This is a genomic window from Paenibacillus sp. ISL-20, assembly GCF_018613005.1.
Lineage (GTDB): Bacteria > Bacillota > Bacilli > Paenibacillales > Paenibacillaceae > Paenibacillus_AQ.
The window spans coordinates 102832-119642 of the sequence record NZ_JAGGRD010000064.1 but is presented as its reverse complement, the minus strand read 5'-3'; the positions used below and the strand labels follow the sequence as shown (position 1 = coordinate 119642).

The window sequence follows — 16811 nt, the reverse complement described above, 5'->3', positions numbered from 1 at the left end:
GTAAACGATTACTATAAGTGAGGGATCCTATGAAGAAGCCGACCACGATACATGATATAGCCAAGATGGCAAACGTTTCTTCGGCGACGGTTTCGCGCGTGTTGAGTAACAGCAGTTATCCTGTCAGCAAGGAGCTTAAAGAACGTATCCAGCAAATCGCGAAGGAGTCCAATTATATTCCGAATATGTTTGGCAAACAGCTGAAGAAGAATAGCAGTAATACGATCGGAATCATCATTCCTTCTATTGTGAATCCATTCTATTCTTCCGTCATATTCGGGATTGAAGAGGTGGCGCGGCAGAATAGCTTTACGGTTATCGTATGCAATTCCCTGCAAGATCCGGCGCTGGAGGATGAATACTTGAGGACGATCATGGAGAAACAGGTCAAAGGCTTGATTATTTCCTCGATCTCCAAAGATAAGAGCCAATTGACGCAGTTGATGAAGCTTGGACTGAACGTCATTGCCATCGATCAGAAAATCGATGAGGATAACATCAACCAGATTGAGTTCGATTACCACAAAGCTGGTTACCTGGCGACTAAGCATCTGCAGGAAAAGGGGCATGAACGAATTAGTTACGTTACTTCTAAGCTAGACCGTCCCAGCCGCCGAAGCATCCATCAGGGGTACGTTTCGGCGATGAAGGACGCGGGTCTCAAGCCGCTGGTGGTCGAGTCCCAGACCGAAGAAGTATATAATGCAATCACCGAATTTGATACGGGCAAGCAGCTCACGCAGAAATTGCTGGAGCATTCTTCGCCGCAGCCGACGGCGATTTTTGCATGCAATGACATGATGGCCTTCGGGGTGATCAACGAATTGTCGAAGCGCGATATCCAAGTGCCGGAGCAGATGTCGGTTATGGGCTTTGACGGCATTGACGTGGGGCAAATGATTCACCCGCCGCTTACAACGATTAAGCAGCCCGATTACGAGATGGGGAAGATGGCCTGCAAAATGCTGCTGGATATGATGCTGGGCGACGACAGTCCGATGTTTGACGTCATGCTGCAGCCTAAATTGCTGGAAAGAAAATCGGTCCGGGATATCCGGGAGACGAAGTGAATATAGGATGGTATAAAGCCCGGGCATAACTGCTCGGGCTTTATTTATTTCCAATAAAAGATATCGATTACTAACTAATTACTTGTCCATGTCTGATTCAACAAGTGGAAAACAATGCCTATTAAAACTTGGAATACCTTATATGACGCCTGAAGTCAGACTTTTACAATAAAAATTATCGATTAGAGCATAGAAAACTCTATTCAAGAAAGGGCTTACATGCTATACTCGTTACAGAAATCGATTACTATAAAATCTAAACATTTGGAATGAGCTGGAGCAGAAAACACGCAATCCTGTTTTTTAAACAAAAAGGAGGGTTTTCAATGTCAAAAAAGGTAAAGGTATTCACCCTGATGCTGGCGTTTATGATGATTTTCACGGCATGCTCCTCATCCGGAGGGTCAACCGACGGGGAAACTCCGCCGGGCGAACCGGGAGGCAGCAAAGACAAAGTGACGCTCAAGATTGGGCTTCCCGGCAGTTATGAGGTGACGAGTAAGGAAATTATCGATGGCTTTATTGCTTCCCACCCCCACATCAACGTTGAAATTCAAGAAGCGCCTTGGGGGGACTTTACGTCCAAGATCGCCACGCAGATTGCAGGCAACACCATGCCGGACGTCTGGTTCCAAGAGAACGCCACCATACTTAGCTACGGACAGCGCGGTGTAGCAGAGGATTTATCCTCTTACATTGAAGCTGATCTGAAGGCAGACGAATACATCGATGGCTTGTTCTCGGCCAAAACGCCTGAAGGCAAGATCTGGGGTGTACCTCACGGTATTAACCCGATTGCACTCGCGTATAACCAGGATGTTTTTGAGAAAGCCGGCGTGCCAGTGCCGACCGACGACTGGACCTATGACGACCTGATTGAGGCCTCCAAGAAGCTGACGATCAAAGAAGGAGACAAAACGAGCCAATTCGGATTTATCGGATCCTTCTCCATAACCAACGGCTGGTTCCCTTGGATCAAGCAGGCAGGCGGCGCTGCCCTGGACGATACCCTGACGAAATCGCGGTTTGACGATCCCAAGACTGCAGTCGGTTTACAGCAGCTGTATGATGGGCTGGACCAGGGACATTTTGCGGATATCGACTTTCTAAAAGCGAACGGCGGCGAGCTCGAAGTATTCGCAAGCGGCAAGGCTGCGATGTACTTCCTCCAATACAGCTTGCAGGTGAATATGAACGAGAGTTTTGCCGATACGAACTGGGATGTTGTCAAAATTCCGAAAGGCGTTGACGGCAAACGTTATGTTCCGATGGTAGCCAACACGTGGCTGGTCTCCTCCAGAGCGAAGCAGGAATCGAAGGATGCCGCCTGGGAGTTCCTGAAATATTACCTCGGCGATGAAGTGCAGGACATGATCGTCAAGACGGGATCCACGCTGCCCGTGAAGAAGTCGGCACTGGATCAATTGAAGGACAGCACAACCAAACCGCTGAACAAAGAGGCTTTCACGGACGGCATTAACGAAGGCGGCGTTACCCTGGATGAAAATGCTACTTGGAGCGAATGGCGCATTCTGGTGCAGCAGGTGGTGAATGAAATCATGGTAGGCAATGTCTCGGTTGAAGACGGCGTGAAAGATATTCATACCAAAGTTCAGGACGTACTGGACTCCAGTAAATAGCTTCATGGGATAAGAGCGGTGCAGTCTTGACGACGTATCGGGTTGCACCTCTCTTCCCGCTATCGAAAGGTAGGTGTGTCATGCAGAAACAAGGGTACTGGGGCTATATATTCACATTGCCGTTTGTCATTAATGTCGTGGTATTCCTCTTATTTCCGATTGTATTCTCCACATATATTTCCTTCACGGAGTGGGACTTGTTTAACGCGCCGCGCTGGATCGGGCTGGATAACTGGGTACGCGTATTGAACAAACATGAATTCTGGGTATCCATCCGAAATGTCTTTATGTTTGCACTCATCTTCGTGCCGATTCAGACGATCATGGCGTTTGTGATCGCCTTTATGCTGAATCAGGCCATTCGGGCCAAGGGGTTGTTCCGCTTGTTCTATTTCCTGCCTGTCGTTACTCCGTGGATCGCCGGCGGTGTGGTCTGGGTGTGGATGTTCAACTACCAATACGGCGTCATCAACTGGGTGTTGGAATCCATCGGCCTCGATCCTGTGAAATGGATAGATAGCAGCAATTGGCTGATGGTCGTCTCCAGCATCGCGATTGTTCAGGTATGGAAGGGCGTTGGTCAATCCATGATCATGATCCTGGCCGGGATGCAAAATGTTCCGAAAGAGGTGCTGGAAGCCTCGCAAATCGACGGCGCCAACGGCTGGAAGCAGCTGACGAAGGTGGTGTTCCCGATGGTAACGCCGATGGTATATCTCGTTATGATTCTGTCCACCATCTCGGCGTTTCAGGCATTTGATGTGTTCCTCGGCCTGTTCGGTTCCATCACCACGGGAATTCCGGAACGGAACATGGTTCCGAACCTGCTAGTGTACCGGGATGCGTTCCTGCTCTTCAAAATGGGACCGGCATCCGCAACGGCCTGGCTGCTGTTTGTCATTATTCTAGGCTTCACCTTGTTCCAGAAGTATTTTGAGAAGAAGTGGGTGCATTATGACTAAGACTACTCACCCCTTACTTAAGGTGCTCATGTACCTGCTACTGATTTTCGGTGCGGTATTCATGGTGTTCCCATTCATATGGATGCTGTCCACATCGCTGAAAACGGTAGGCGCCATCTCGCAGATGCCGCCGCAGCTCATCCCGAATCCGATGAATTGGGATAACTATGTGACGATATGGAATAAAGTCGACTTCGGTCGATACACCCTGAACAGTTTTTTCATCGTCTCGATCGAGATGGTTGGATCCTTGATCTCCTGCGCGTTTGTGGCTTTTGGACTTGCGATGTTCACCTTCCGGCTGCGGGGGCTCATCTATATGATCATGCTGGCAACCTTAATGATTCCGTCTCAAGTGACCATGATCCCGACCTATTTCATCTGGAAGGAATTTGGCGCATTGAATTCGTATTTCCCTTTGATCGTGCCCAGCTTTCTGGGCGGGGCGTTCGGTATTTTCCTGATGCATCAGTTTATCAAATCTTTGCCTAAAGAGCTGTATGAATCGGCTACGATTGATGGCTGCAGCCCGCCGGGCATATTCTTCAGAATTTATTTGCCGCTGTGCAAGCCGGCGCTGGCGGCGCTAGGGGTATTCACTTTCATGGGGGCGTGGAACAACACGCTGGGACCGCTGATTTACCTGCAAGACAAGGAATTATATACATTGCCGCTCGGCTTGCTCTACCTGAAATCGGAGAACGTCAACCAAGCGCTGCTGATGGCAGGGGCCGTCATTACGACGCTTCCAGTCGTCATCGTCTATCTGTTCGCGCAGAAGCAATTTGTTCAGGGTATCGCTTCGACAGGGATGAAGGGCTGAAGGAGGAACTTACGACATGAAGAAGTACGTACTGGTCGGCGCTGGGTCAAGAGCGCTGTATATGTTTGCTAAACCGATGGTAACCGATTGGAAGGGGAGCGTTGCCTTTGAAGGCGTGTATGATGCCAATCCGGTGCGGGCGCGCTTTCTTAGCGAGGAATGCGGGGGAGTTCCCGTATATGATGATTTCCACGGCATGCTTGCGGCTGTGAAGCCGGATGTTGTCATTGTGGCGAGTACGGATTACACGCACCATACCTATATCGTGCAAGCCTTGAGAGCCGGCTGTGATGTTATTAGCGAGAAGCCGATGACGATTGATGAAGATAAATGCCGTGAAATTTTGCAAGCGGAGCAGGATAGCGGTAAGAGGGTGACGGTCACGTTCAACCTCCGGTTTGCGCCTTATTTTGCGACCGTGAAGGAATTGCTGCTGCAAGGGGTCATCGGGGATGCCTACCATATTGATCTGGAGTGGTTTCTGGACCGCCGGCATGGCGCGGATTATTTCCGCAGATGGCATGCCGAGATGAAGAACAGCGGCGGACTGCTGGTTCACAAGTCCACGCATCACTTCGACATCATGAACTGGTGGATGAACAGCCGTCCCGTGGAGGTCCATGCCTTCGGAACGAGACGGGTGTATGGGGACGATCGGCAGGATCATGGAGAACGATGCCTTACTTGCCATCGGAAAGACGAGTGCGAGTTCTATATGGATATCGAAAAGGATCCGTTTCTTGAAAAATACTATCGCCAGGCAGAAGAAGCGGACGGATATTTCCGGGACCGGTGCCTGTTTGACAGCCGGATCGACATTTATGACACGATGTCGGTCAATGTCCGATATGACAATAATGCGATGCTGACCTATTCCCTCGTCGCCTATAGCCCTTATGAGGGCTGGCGCGCTGCGATCAACGGCAGCAAAGGCCGGATCGAGGTCTCGAATGTATACAGCAACGCGGATATGAAGCAAGGGGAAGCGAGCAGGATTCATATCTTCAGAACCGATGGCACGGAAGAAGTGGTCGAGGTCAATACATCGGCCGCCGGTCATGGCGGCGGGGATGCGAAGCTGCGCAAGGCGCTGTTCGAAGGCGGAATCGAAGATCCTCTAGGTCAACAAGCCGACAGTTCGGTAGGTGCCGAATCCCTTCTGATTGGCGCCACAGCCAATCGCTCCATTGCCGAAGGCCGGGCGATGAAGCTTCCGGACGTTTCGCCGAAGTTCGTCAACGGGAGTTCATCGAGATGAACAGCGTTCAGGAACTGGAGCAGTATATCTGCACATTATACGACACGAGGGATCAGTTGAAGGCGCATGTGTTTGAACGTTCCGATGCCGCTTTTGCCGCCGGGGATGCCATTCGGGATGCCATTGTCACGCCCGAGGCGGCGAGAAAGCGGCAGGAGGAGATCAGGGGGGCTTTCCTGAGGTCCATCGGCGGTCTTCCCGATACGTTTGCGAATTCGGGAAGGGAGGAAGGGCCGGCATTCGGGGAGAGGGTACAGCCTGGTGTTTCTTTGCCGAATGTATACACGACCAAGGCGGCAGGGCGAATCAGTACAAAGGCAGAAGGGACTGCAGAGGGCGCGTCGCTCGTCAGGTTCCGTTCCGGGCGGGCAGTAGGAGAAACGGGTGATGATGGAGCGCAAGCCAAACATCAGCCTCTGCTTAATGCATATACGGCGGGTGTCGTTAGCGGAGCCGGCTTTCAGGTGGAGAAGGTCGTGTTCGAGTCTAGTCCAGGGTATTGGGTCACCTCGAATCTGTACCTGCCCGACCACCGGGAAGAACGTTCCGCGGCCGTCCTGTTTCTGAGTGGACACGAGCTGGGGGCGAAGCATGATGCCTATTATCAGCGCGTGATCCAGCACTTCGTCCGGGCGGGTATGATCGTGCTGGCCATCGATCCGATCGGGCAGGGCGAACGCCTTAGCCTTCATGATTTCGAAGATCGGGAAGGAAGCGTCATATGGGGCACAAAGGAGCATCAGCAATACGGCGTTCAGTGTCATATGCTCGGCGACAGCGTAGCCCGCTATTTCGTTCACGATGCCATGCGTGCCGTCGATTACTTATGCGAACGGCCCGATGTTGATCCGGCCCGGATCGGCGTAACGGGGAACTCCGGCGGCGGAACGCAGACGGCCATGATGATGGTTTGCGATGAACGCATTGCGGCGGCGGCTCCCGCCACATTCATCATGAACCGGCAGCTGTACATGCATGCCGGCGGCGTGCAGGATGCCGAGCAGGTATGGCCGGGTCTGTCCGGGCTGGGTTACGACCATGAGGATCTGCTTATCGCTTTTGCGCCGAAGCCGCTGATCGTGCTGGCGGCGGAATACGATTTCTTCCCGATTGAAGGCACGCGGCGCACCGTTGATCGCTGCAGGCGCTTCTGGGAGCTGCTGGGTCATCCACGGGACCTGCAGTTTGTAACCGATGCCTCGACGCACCGCTATACGGACCGGCTGGCCACGGCGGCGGCGGCTTTTTTCGTCCGGCATCTTGAGGTGAAGGTTGCCGCCAATCATGCAGTGAAGATAGAGGCATTTCCGCCGGAACAACTGTGGTGCAGCCCCAGCGGTCAGCTTTACCGGGATCAGGTGGGTGCAAGATCGATCCGGGACTTCAATGCCGATTGCTGCGACCAACTGGCCGCAGCCCGGTCGCTGCTGCCGACGCAGCAAAGACAGGATCAAGCAAGGCAGTGGCTGCAGGAGAGAATCTACGCCTCCCGCAAGCCTTGCGAATTGAACCCGCGCATCATTCGGCTGGGCGCAGTGGAGGGCCTTGAGGCTGATTATCGCCTGTGGTGGTCACAGGAAGGCATCATGAACAGTGGTTATGTATTCCGACTGGCCGGGGATATAACCGAACGAAAGCAGCCGCTGACCGTTGCGGTTTGGCGGGGAGGGACCCGCCGATTGAAGGATCACTGGGCCTGGATTCAGGAGACCTGTCAATCCGGCCGGGCCGTACTGGTGCTGAATACGTCCGGGGTCGGTCCTCATGAGCCTTATCCGATGTACGAAAAACCTGCGCATTCCTATTTTGGCGTGCTGCATAAGCTTGCCGATGATTTGATCTGGCTCGGGGACAGTCTGGCTGCGCTGCGCACGTACGATGTCCTCCGGTGCATGGAGGTCATCTCCCACTTTGATGAGTGGCAGGGGGGAGCGGTCCCGTTCTATACCGTGGGTCGGGAAGGGTTTTACGTGCAGCTTGCCGCGGAGATTGATCGAAGAATCGGTGCGATCACGGCCATTCATCCTTTGAGCAGCGCAGCCGATCTGGTCAGGGCACGGCAGCTTGAGGAGGAAGAAGCGATGAGCGTTGTGTTTCCCGGCATTTTGAAGGTGCTTGATCCCTCCGAGCTGAACGAATCGGGGAGTATATCGCGGGCAACTAGATGGAAAGGAAGTGGAAGGACATGAGTAAACCAAAACCATTAACGGTCACGCTGGTCGGAGCCGGCCTTCGCGGCATGATATATAGCAGTTATGCGCTCCAGCGGCCTGGGGAGATGCAGATTGTTGCCGTTGCCGATCCGGATGAGGTGCGGCGAAGCCGCTGCCAAGCGAAGTATGGGATAGCGGATGAGAGATGTTTTACGAGCTGGGATGAGCTTTTTGCTGGGTCCCGTCAATCGGATGCGGTCTTCATCTGCACGAGGGATCGGGACCATTATGAGCCGACGATGAAGGCGCTGGCCGCCGGGTACCATGTGCTGTTGGAAAAGCCCATGTCGCCTGAATGGCAGGAATGCATCGATATGGGTCGGCAGGCAGAAGATTACGACCGTACATTAACGATTTGCCATGTTCTCCGTTATGCGCCTTTTTTCCAAGAACTTAAACGTTTGATTGATGAAGGACGGATCGGTCGTCTGATGTCGATCCAGCACAATGAGAACGTCGGCTATTGGCACCAGGCGCACTCGTACGTGCGGGGATATTTCAATAACAGCGAGTCATCCAGCCCGATGATTTTGGCCAAATCCTGCCACGACCTCGACATTATGCAATGGCTGGCGGGAGGACAATGCCTGAGCGTTGCCTCCTATGGCCACCTGTCGCATTTTCGTCCGGAATCAGCTCCGCCTGGCGCGCCGAAGCGCTGCCTGGATGGATGCCCGGTATCCCATGAATGCCAGTACTATGCGCCGAATACGTATCTGATCGAGAATGCGGGTTGGAAGGGCGAGGCCGCGAGCAACGATCCGAGTTACGAAGCGCGTTACCAAGCGATGTTGGAGGGTCCTTTTGGCCGGTGCGTGTACCATTGCGATAACGATGTCGTGGATCACCAGGTCGTCAGCATGGAATTCGAGCATGACATTACGGCGGTGTTCACGATGAGCGCGTTCACGGAGAAATGCAACCGTACCATCAAGCTTATGGGGACGGAGGGCGAGATTCGGGCCACGATGGAAACCAACGAGATCGAGATCCGCCGTTTTGGCAGCGGCAAGCAGGAAATGATCCAACTCGTCGATCCGGAAGGACATGTAGGACATGGAGGCGGGGATATGCGCTTAATTGAGGATTTTGTGAAGTCGGTCAGATCCCAGGGGCAGCATAACAGCTCAACTTCTGCCCAAGCGTCGATACAGAGTCATCTGATGGCCTTTGCCGCCGAGCGTTCCCGCGTAGAGAAGCGCATGGTGAGGCTGGAGGAATTTATGAATAGCGACGTTCTGGCTTAAATTTACAACGCTGTACAACAAGGAGGAATTATCATTATGCAATTGAACATATTGGAACATACGGATCAAGCAGGTTTGGAGGCAGCCCGCGCTTGCGAGGCGATTCTCCGCGACACGATCGCGGAAAAAGGAAAAGCGCGCATCGTCCTGTCAACGGGCGCGTCGCAGTTTGAGTTTTTGTCGCACTTCGTGAAGCTGAATATGGAATGGGAAAGAATCGAGATGTTCCATTTGGATGAATATATCGCGTTGCCGGAATCTCACCCCGCGAGCTTCCGTAAGTATTTGAAGGAGCGTTTTCTGAAATATGCGAACGTCGGCCAGGCATGGCTCATTGACGGGGAAGGAGATCCTGAGGAAACGGTGAAGCGGTTGAATGAAGAGATTGCCAAGGCTCCTGTGGATCTGGCCCTGATCGGCATTGGGGAAAATGCGCATATTGCCTTTAATGATCCGCCGGCCGATTTTGATAATGAGTCGCCTTATACCATCGTGAACCTCAGCGATACGTGCAAGAGCCAGCAGGTAAGGGAAGGCTGGTTTGCATCGAATGAGGAAGTGCCGAAGCAAGCGATAACGATGACAGTCCAACAGATTTTGAAGAGCCGCCATATCGTCTCGGTCGTGCCTCATCAGGCCAAAGCGGCTGCCATTCAGAATACCATTCAAGGCGCGGTGGACAACCGGGTGCCAGCTACCATCTTGAAGACGCATCCCAGCTGGATGCTATATCTGGATAAAGCATCGGCAGCGCCGATTTATCAATGGGCGTAGTAAGGGGGACACACCTATGTTGTGGCGCGGAAAGCTCCCGCATACCGATGAGCCGGTAGAGGTAGAAGCGTATGACGGACGGATCACGGCTATCCGACGGTTGGGACAGGACGATAAGACGGCGGCGTTACCCTGGATCAGCAGCGGCTGGATCGATGTGCAGGTTAACGGCTTCGGCGGATACGATTTGAATGGAACCGTGACGTCGCCGAGCGATATTGAAGGCGTGACGCGTGCGCTGCATCGGCGAGGGGTTGCCGCATACTTACCGACGGTCATCACGGGCAGTTATGACCGGATGCGTCAAGCATTTAGCGGGTTGTCCCGGTATGTCCAGTCCGGGGAGTTCGGAAGTGCCTCTATTGCCGGCATTCATATGGAAGGCCCATATCTATCCGGTGAAGACGGCAGTCGAGGGGCGCATCCGAGGGCGTATATCCGGAATCCGGAGTGGGATGAGTTTCAGCGGCTCCAGGATGCGGCTGGCGGGCTTATCCGGATGGTGACGCTCGCGCCGGAGCGCGAAGGCTCGGTTCCTTTTATAGAGAAGTTAGTCAAGGCGGGCGTGGTTGTGGCGATCGGGCATACGATGGCTACAGGGGAGCAGATCGATCGGGCGGTGCAGGCGGGGGCGACGGTATCGACTCATCTGGGGAACGGTTCACAGCCCGTTCTGCCGCGCCACCCCAACTATATCTGGCATCAGTTGGCGGACGACCGGTTATGGGCAACCTTTATACCGGACGGCCACCATCTGGCGCCCCCTGTGCTAAAAGCGATGCTGCGGGCGAAACGGGACAAATCGCTGCTTGTCAGCGATGCCGTCATGTTTGGCGGCATGGCTCCCGGACGGTACAGCAGCCTCATCGGAGGCGAGGTCGAGCTGACCGCAGACGGGCGCCTGCATACGGTAGAGAATCCGGCGATACTGGCCGGATCCGCTTCTTCGCTGGACGTTGGCATTGCGAATGCGATCCGCTATACGGATATGACGCTGGCGGAAGCGGTAAGCGCGGTCACCATCCGCCCGGCTGTGGTACTGGCTATGCCGCAGTTGGGCGGGCTTGCGATCGGGAACCCGGCGAACCTGACGCTGTTTGACTGCAATGCGGACGGATCGGGTATGTTTGTCCGGGAGACTGTTGTGGCGGGCGAGACGGTATACGGTCCTATTTACGGTCCTATTTGATATGAGGGTGTAGGAGGCTGCGGGAAAATGAACAGCGTCCGCGAACAACACGTCCTGATTCTTGCAGGGGACTTGGAGAAGTGCAAAAAGTCACGCTCACCGATCCAGAAAGTCCTTTTATGGGACTTTGGGCAGCAAATCTGCTGCCCTCCAGCAGACTACAACTCTCTTTGGCCATCGTCTGGCGGAACCAATACAAAAAACCATCCTTATGCGAGCGATCATTGCGTTAGCTCGCACAGGGATGGTTTTTCTTTTGTTTTTATTTTTCGATATGCTCCACAAACCAACGGACGATATGACTCAAGCGTTTGACCCGCAGATGCGGGTGGCCGCTTCGGGACAAGTTGTGATCCGCGCCTGGGAAGCGAATCAACTGGGTTTCCCGGCCGAGTCGCTTCAAAGCGATAAACAGCTGTTCTCCCTGTTCGATCGGGCAGCGGAGATCCTGTTCTCCGTGAAGGATGAGAAGCGGCGTATGGACGTCCTTCACGTAAGCGAGCGGGGAATGCTTCCACAGCTTCTCCAGATCGTCCCACGGATTGCCCCAGATCTGATCCTGCGTAAAGGTGTAGCCGATATCGCTGACGCCGTAGAAGGAGATCCAGTTCGATATCGAGCGCTGGGTTACCGCAGCCTGGAACCGGTCGGTATGACCGACGATCCAGTTGGTCATGAAGCCGCCGTAGCTGCCGCCGGTTACGCCAAGGCGGGAAGCGTCGACATAGGTGTAGGTATCCAGCACATAATCTACAGCTTCCATCAAATCCTGGTAATCCCGTCCGCCGTAATCTCCTCTAACGGTATTAACGTGTACCTGACCATACCCGTGGCCACCCCGAGGGTTGGTGTAGAATACCGCATAGCCGGCTGCAGCAAGCAGCTGGAACTCATGCATGAACGTATGTCCGTACATGGCTTGCGGACCGCCGTGAATCTCAAGCACGGCTGGGACCTTGGTGCCTTCCGTGAAGCCGGCAGGCTTCATGATCCACCCTTGAATCGGCCAGCCGTCCGACGTCCGGAACGTAAAGGACTCCGGCGTGCTTAACGTAAGCTCGTTCCACAGCTCCTCGTTGCAGTTTGTCAGACGTTTCTCCTCGTTCTTAGCGATAGAGAAGCTGAACAGATCGCCAGGCTGCAGCGGGTCGGCAGCGGCGAACACCACGTTCTCCTCCGGTGTCAGAGCGAATTGGTACACCTCGCGTTCACCCGATACGACCAGCTCATAGGATGAACCGTCCAGAGCAAAACGTCCAATATGAACACTGCCATCCTGGCTGAGCTGGATGTATACGGATTGGCCGTCCTTACTGAACAGCGGAGGCGTTCCGGCTCCGGCTCTCATGTCGCTGACCGCGGCGTGCCCCAGCTGAATATCCATGTCCGTGAAGAGCACGCGGGATTTTCCGCCCGATAGCGGAACCAGGTGGATTTTGGTCAGGGTGGCAAAACCGCAGCTGAGGTCGCTGGCAAGCATGAGCATATAATGCCCGTCCGGGGTGAATGCAATGGAGCCGATCGAGAGGGTTCCATCCGTCAATTCGGTTAGGGATCCGCTATCGAGGTCCATGACAAACACATCGCCCGTCAAACGAAAATCCGGATCCGGGAATTGTTCCGTGGCAAGGCTGTTGCTGTATGCGATGCGGGTGCCGTCCGGCGACCAGGCGAAGGCATATACATCAAAATCTCCTTCTGTAATTTGCTTGCATTCTTCCGTTGCCGGATTTACGAGGTATAGATGATGTCGACGTTCATTCCACAATCCTGCGCCATCGGCTTTATATTTAATGCGATTAATGATCTTTTCCTCAGGGAGCTTGTTTTTGTCGTCTTGGTCTGATTCTTCGCTTTCCGTAGATTCGGCTGCTTCCGCCTCGCTTCTAACAAGCAGGCGTGCGCTGTCCGGAGACCATTTAAAAGCGCTGACACCGTGCTTCATGTCGGTAACCGGCCTTGCTTCCCCACCGTTGGCAGGCATGATCCATACCTGCGGCTTATCGCCCTTTTTGCGCAAGAAAGCCAGCTCCGACCCGTCAGGGGACCAAGCGGGTGCTGCATCCGCCTCGCCGGACGTGAAAGGAACATCCTGGTCTCCTTCTGCAGGAAGCAGGCGGATATGGGAACGGTAACCGTCGTACTTTTCGCTGACGGATTTATGTACATAGGCTATGGCTCCACTAGCTGGAGATACGACAGGGTCATTCACCCAGTGCATCCGGTACAAATCCTCTGGCGTTATGAGTCGCTTATCAGTCATGAATCATCCCCCTAATCTTCTTGTGTGAGTTAAACATCATTATCCCAGATAATGGCATGGAAATCTAGATGAAAAATGAGAGGGGAAATGTGAACGTTTCGTACCAAATGCTAGTAAAACAGAGGGAGAATTACAATAATTCTAGGTTGTAAAATGAAGCTCTAGAACTGAAAACAGCTCATTAATTTTCAACTGGTCAATTTAGAAGCGATACGGTGTGCTTTTTGTTATAATTGAGACAGGCTCTCAATTAGGAGTATGTAAAATAAAACCAACTATATATAGTTCAGGAGGAAATCAGATATGAACGTAAGTGAAGCTATCCGCACGCGCCGCAGCCTTGGCAAGGTCAAGCCTGACGCCGTACCGCAGGAATGGATTGAACAGATCGTAGAAGCAGGAACCTGGGCGCCGAACCATAAGCTCACGGAGCCGTGGAAATTCTTTGTCATGCAAGGGGAGGGCCGTGACGTGCTCGGCAACGCACTTGGTGACATTCAGGCGGCAGGCGGTGATGATACAAGTGAAGAGGCTGTAATTGCAGCACGCGAGTCAGGACGTACGAAGGCATACCGGGCTCCGGTTGTTATCGGTGTGGCGGTTGAACCGTCCACGGATCCCAAGGTGATTGAACTTGAAGAGTACGGAGCGGTATTTGCCGCCATTCAAAATATGCTTCTGCAAATTCATGAGCTTGGTCTGGGCGCGGTGTGGAGAACGGGCGAGCCGTGTTTCCATACGCTGATGAATCAAGCGTTTGGATTGAAGCCTGAAGACAAAATGCTGGGTTTCCTGTACATCGGCTATCCGGATATGGAACCTAAGCAGGGGAAACGTCAACCGGCAGCGAACAAAACGGTATGGCTGAATAGTGCTGCAGACCTGTAGTTGATCTACCCTCAGCCGCAAAAATCCGGTATAATGAACCCTGAGTTTGTCTAAAGGGTGTTATGGCATCCGGGCGATTGACACTAGGGGAGTGTACATGGATGAAATTTCGGTTTAAGCAGTGGGATCTGGGGAGTAAGTTTATTTTTATAGCCACCTGTTTAGCGATAGCCTCTTTCTTTTTTAAATGGCTGGATATCGGCGTGGCTGCAGAGAATGGTTTCTTGCAGGGCGGCGTATTTTTCATCGTATGTTTCATCTATCCATTTTTGAAAGTGGTTCGCGAGAAGAAGATGAATAAGCTGATTGCCTACGTTTTTGCGCTGGTCGCTATATTTTTGACCATGATGTACGTGTCATCCAAGACTGTAGATTTCTTCGGCCAGACAATAAGAGGGGCGGCGGCAGGGCCTTATTTGTTCTTGGTGTCATGCGGACTGCTGAGCTTCGGTATTTTTAGACGCAGGTACTAGACTCGCTGCGCATGCTTTTGTATATGGCGTGATAGGAATGAAGGGCTGAACCCGGAGGCGACATACCTCTGACAGGGACGGCCCTTTTTCTATTTGAGACAGATCACCAATGGGTGAGAAGGACAAAGCCGCTGATCGACACCGCGTAAATGATTAACAGCACCACGGCGTACTTTTTGGCATGGATGTTCAAGTTGAAGACGGCGGAGAGTCCGTTGTTGATTATATTTCCGATGAATAGAATGAGCATGAGCGCGAGTGCAGAGATCGCAACGATGAGCGTAGCGGTTTCCATGGGTTCGTGAATCCTCCTGTTTTAGCTGCTAATAGCGTATAAGATATATTCCATTGTAACGGACGAAGTTTAAACCCCGGTTAAATGTAGTTAAAAAATGAATGCACCTGGCAAGTGGTGTAACGTTGAGCGGGATACTGGGATTTTGATATACTGGAGAAAGCGACTATACAACCGCTGCATTACATCAACAGGAGGGATTTCAGAATGGCCAATCAAACTTTTACCGATGGACCTACTTTGAATGACGGCGTAAAAATGCCGTGGCTGGGCCTTGGCGTATGGAAGACCAAAGAAGGCGAAGAGGTTATTCAGTCCGTAAAATCAGCAATCGCTGCAGGGTACCGCAGCATCGATACAGCTGCCATCTACGGCAATGAAGAGGGCGTAGGGCAAGCCATTCGCGAATCCGGAGTTTCGCGGGACGAGCTGTTCATCACCACCAAGGTGTGGAATGATGACCAGGGGTATGAGAAGACGCTGCAAGCTTTTGAGACGAGCCGCAAGAAGCTCGGGCTGGATATCGTTGATTTGTATCTCGTGCACTGGCCGGGAAAAGATAAATACCTCGATACGTGGAAAGCATTGATTCATCTGCAAAAAGAAGGACTCGTGCGTTCCATCGGGGTCAGTAACTTCCAGATCCGCCACCTGCAGCATATCATCGAGGAAACGGGTGTCGTACCGGTTGTCGACCAAGTCGAATTGCATCCGCTGCTCTCTCAGAAGGAGCTGCTAGGGTATGCACGCGAGAATAATATCGTCCTGGAGGCGTGGAGTCCGTTGATGCAGGGCAATCTTGATCAACCAGTGCTCGCGCAGATCGCGGAGAAATACGGAAAAACCACGGCGCAAGTCATTCTGCGCTGGGATATTCAGAACGGTGTCATCGTCATTCCGAAATCGATTAAAGAGCATCGCATTCGCGAAAATGCGGGCATCTTCGATTTCGAGCTTTCGGCGGAGGATATGGCAGCCATTGACGGCTTGAACCAAAACAAACGTTTTGGCTCCAATCCGGATGAAGTCCTGTTCTAAATTTCGCTTCCATATAAAAAGAGCGAGCACAACCCGGAATGAGGGAAGTGCCCGCTCTTTTTTACGTTATTTATCAGGATGGAGGGCCTCGTGCAGTTATCGTTCTTCGAGCCCATCCGCAGGAAACAAAGGTTCACCAATCGTACCGAGCTTTCCCTGTACCAGGTCTTCGTGCAATCTTTTCAGCCAGTTCAGGTCGGTCTTGGCATGTTCATACATCCCGATCATCAGATGCTGGGCGCTGCGGGGGACGATATGTTGGTGTTCCACGTATAATTGATATGCATGGTTCACCCGATGCTCTGCTTCCCGGATACGGGACTGCAGGATCGGGGCCAGAACGGCCGGGTCCGCGAGTCGCGAGAACGGCAGCGCAATATAGAGCGGGTGATGCACGGGCTCGATGTCCCTGAATTTTTTGAGCAGCAGCTGCTCAAAAAGCTTGCGTCCGGCATCCGTGATCCGGTAGATGGTTTTGTCCGGGCGGCTATCGCTCTGTATGGTTTCCACTGCTTCGATATATCCGTTCTCGGCAAGCCGGTCTACCGCGTAATAGAGAGAGCCCATCTGAAGTTTCGTATACTGATCCATGCCGCGATCCTTCATCTTGATCCGGATCTCGTACGGATGATGGTCTCCTTCCAGCAGCAAGCCCAGGATGGCCAGCTTCATCGACAT

General features: G+C 52.9%; 15 protein-coding genes. 12 read left to right on the top strand and 3 right to left on the bottom strand.

What is annotated here, in order from left to right; all coding sequences use genetic code 11:
* The first annotated feature begins 29 nt into the window (after positions 1-29).
* From J7E85_RS29710 to J7E85_RS29670, 9 genes are all read left to right on the top strand, one after another.
* Complete coding sequence (locus J7E85_RS29710; RefSeq protein WP_215163561.1) at positions 30-1070, top strand: LacI family DNA-binding transcriptional regulator; 1041 nt, start codon at positions 30-32, stop codon at positions 1068-1070.
* A gap of 326 nt (positions 1071-1396) precedes the next feature.
* A complete protein-coding gene (locus tag J7E85_RS29705) occupies positions 1397-2710 on the top strand; it encodes an ABC transporter substrate-binding protein (RefSeq protein ID WP_215163559.1) in 1314 nt (437 codons plus the stop codon).
* Positions 2711-2790: 80 nt separating this feature from the next.
* Positions 2791-3672, top strand: a complete 882-nt coding sequence (locus tag J7E85_RS29700) for a carbohydrate ABC transporter permease (RefSeq protein ID WP_076322333.1) — start codon at positions 2791-2793, stop codon at positions 3670-3672.
* A complete protein-coding gene (locus J7E85_RS29695; RefSeq protein ID WP_215163557.1) occupies positions 3665-4495 on the top strand; it encodes a carbohydrate ABC transporter permease in 831 nt (276 codons plus the stop codon). The genes J7E85_RS29700 and J7E85_RS29695 overlap by 8 nt, the downstream gene beginning before the upstream one ends.
* Before the next feature lie 16 nt (positions 4496-4511).
* Positions 4512-5753, top strand: coding sequence for a Gfo/Idh/MocA family protein (locus J7E85_RS29690; protein WP_215163555.1), 1242 nt, complete (start codon positions 4512-4514; stop codon positions 5751-5753).
* On the top strand, positions 5750-7942 hold the full coding sequence (locus tag J7E85_RS29685) for an alpha/beta hydrolase family protein (protein WP_251036139.1): 2193 nt from the start codon (positions 5750-5752) through the stop codon (positions 7940-7942). The genes J7E85_RS29690 and J7E85_RS29685 overlap by 4 nt, the downstream gene beginning before the upstream one ends.
* Positions 7939-9213 carry a Gfo/Idh/MocA family protein gene (locus J7E85_RS29680; RefSeq protein WP_215163554.1) on the top strand — a complete coding sequence of 425 codons (1275 nt, stop codon included), beginning with the start codon at positions 7939-7941 and terminating at the stop codon, positions 9211-9213. The genes J7E85_RS29685 and J7E85_RS29680 overlap by 4 nt, the downstream gene beginning before the upstream one ends.
* Before the next feature lie 36 nt (positions 9214-9249).
* Complete coding sequence (locus J7E85_RS29675; RefSeq protein WP_215163552.1) at positions 9250-9987, top strand: glucosamine-6-phosphate deaminase; 738 nt, start codon at positions 9250-9252, stop codon at positions 9985-9987.
* 16 nt (positions 9988-10003) lie between these two features.
* The gene (locus tag J7E85_RS29670) at positions 10004-11176 is read left to right on the top strand and encodes an N-acetylglucosamine-6-phosphate deacetylase (RefSeq protein ID WP_215163550.1); all 1173 of its coding nucleotides are present in this window, start codon (positions 10004-10006) and stop codon (positions 11174-11176) included.
* Between the two features lie 262 nt (positions 11177-11438).
* Here the strand turns inward: J7E85_RS29670 and J7E85_RS29665 are convergent, their stop codons facing one another.
* Positions 11439-13439 carry a S9 family peptidase gene (locus J7E85_RS29665; RefSeq protein ID WP_215163548.1) on the bottom strand — a complete coding sequence of 667 codons (2001 nt, stop codon included), beginning with the start codon at positions 13437-13439 and terminating at the stop codon, positions 11439-11441.
* Positions 13440-13742: 303 nt separating this feature from the next.
* On the opposite strand from J7E85_RS29665, the gene J7E85_RS29660 reads away from it, so the two are divergent.
* Both J7E85_RS29660 and J7E85_RS29655 read left to right on the top strand, forming a co-directional pair.
* A complete protein-coding gene (locus tag J7E85_RS29660; RefSeq protein ID WP_098741697.1) occupies positions 13743-14327 on the top strand; it encodes a nitroreductase family protein in 585 nt (194 codons plus the stop codon).
* 101 nt (positions 14328-14428) lie between these two features.
* Entirely contained in the window at positions 14429-14800 is a 372-nt protein-coding gene (locus J7E85_RS29655; RefSeq protein ID WP_215163545.1) for a hypothetical protein, read from the top strand.
* Between the two features lie 103 nt (positions 14801-14903).
* Here the strand turns inward: J7E85_RS29655 and J7E85_RS29650 are convergent, their stop codons facing one another.
* Positions 14904-15095, bottom strand: coding sequence for a hypothetical protein (locus tag J7E85_RS29650; RefSeq protein WP_215163543.1), 192 nt, complete (start codon positions 15093-15095; stop codon positions 14904-14906).
* Between the two features lie 207 nt (positions 15096-15302).
* Between J7E85_RS29650 and J7E85_RS29645 the strand changes: the two genes are divergently transcribed.
* Positions 15303-16133: an aldo/keto reductase gene (locus J7E85_RS29645; protein WP_076322322.1), complete on the top strand. Its 831-nt coding sequence runs from the start codon at positions 15303-15305 to the stop codon at positions 16131-16133.
* Positions 16134-16229: 96 nt separating this feature from the next.
* On the opposite strand, the gene J7E85_RS29640 is transcribed toward J7E85_RS29645, so the two are convergent.
* Positions 16230-16811 carry a PadR family transcriptional regulator gene (locus J7E85_RS29640; RefSeq protein WP_215163541.1) on the bottom strand — a complete coding sequence of 194 codons (582 nt, stop codon included), beginning with the start codon at positions 16809-16811 and terminating at the stop codon, positions 16230-16232.

What these genes read in the sequence shown, in the direction of transcription:
- J7E85_RS29710 (WP_215163561.1), top strand. Translation starts at nt 30, where the DNA reads ATGAAGAAGCCGACCACGATACATGATATAGCCAAGATGGCAAACGTT.
- J7E85_RS29705 (WP_215163559.1), top strand. Translation starts at nt 1,397, where the DNA reads ATGTCAAAAAAGGTAAAGGTATTCACCCTGATGCTGGCGTTTATGATG.
- J7E85_RS29700 (WP_076322333.1), top strand. Translation starts at nt 2,791, where the DNA reads ATGCAGAAACAAGGGTACTGGGGCTATATATTCACATTGCCGTTTGTC.
- J7E85_RS29695 (WP_215163557.1), top strand. Translation starts at nt 3,665, where the DNA reads ATGACTAAGACTACTCACCCCTTACTTAAGGTGCTCATGTACCTGCTA.
- J7E85_RS29690 (WP_215163555.1), top strand. Translation starts at nt 4,512, where the DNA reads ATGAAGAAGTACGTACTGGTCGGCGCTGGGTCAAGAGCGCTGTATATG.
- J7E85_RS29685 (WP_251036139.1), top strand. Translation starts at nt 5,750, where the DNA reads ATGAACAGCGTTCAGGAACTGGAGCAGTATATCTGCACATTATACGAC.
- J7E85_RS29680 (WP_215163554.1), top strand. Translation starts at nt 7,939, where the DNA reads ATGAGTAAACCAAAACCATTAACGGTCACGCTGGTCGGAGCCGGCCTT.
- J7E85_RS29675 (WP_215163552.1), top strand. Translation starts at nt 9,250, where the DNA reads ATGCAATTGAACATATTGGAACATACGGATCAAGCAGGTTTGGAGGCA.
- J7E85_RS29670 (WP_215163550.1), top strand. Translation starts at nt 10,004, where the DNA reads ATGTTGTGGCGCGGAAAGCTCCCGCATACCGATGAGCCGGTAGAGGTA.
- J7E85_RS29665 (WP_215163548.1), bottom strand. Translation starts at nt 13,439, where the DNA reads ATGACTGATAAGCGACTCATAACGCCAGAGGATTTGTACCGGATGCAC.
- J7E85_RS29660 (WP_098741697.1), top strand. Translation starts at nt 13,743, where the DNA reads ATGAACGTAAGTGAAGCTATCCGCACGCGCCGCAGCCTTGGCAAGGTC.
- J7E85_RS29655 (WP_215163545.1), top strand. Translation starts at nt 14,429, where the DNA reads ATGAAATTTCGGTTTAAGCAGTGGGATCTGGGGAGTAAGTTTATTTTT.
- J7E85_RS29650 (WP_215163543.1), bottom strand. Translation starts at nt 15,095, where the DNA reads ATGGAAACCGCTACGCTCATCGTTGCGATCTCTGCACTCGCGCTCATG.
- J7E85_RS29645 (WP_076322322.1), top strand. Translation starts at nt 15,303, where the DNA reads ATGGCCAATCAAACTTTTACCGATGGACCTACTTTGAATGACGGCGTA.
- J7E85_RS29640 (WP_215163541.1), bottom strand. Translation starts at nt 16,811, where the DNA reads ATGTCGATGAAGCTGGCCATCCTGGGCTTGCTGCTGGAAGGAGACCAT.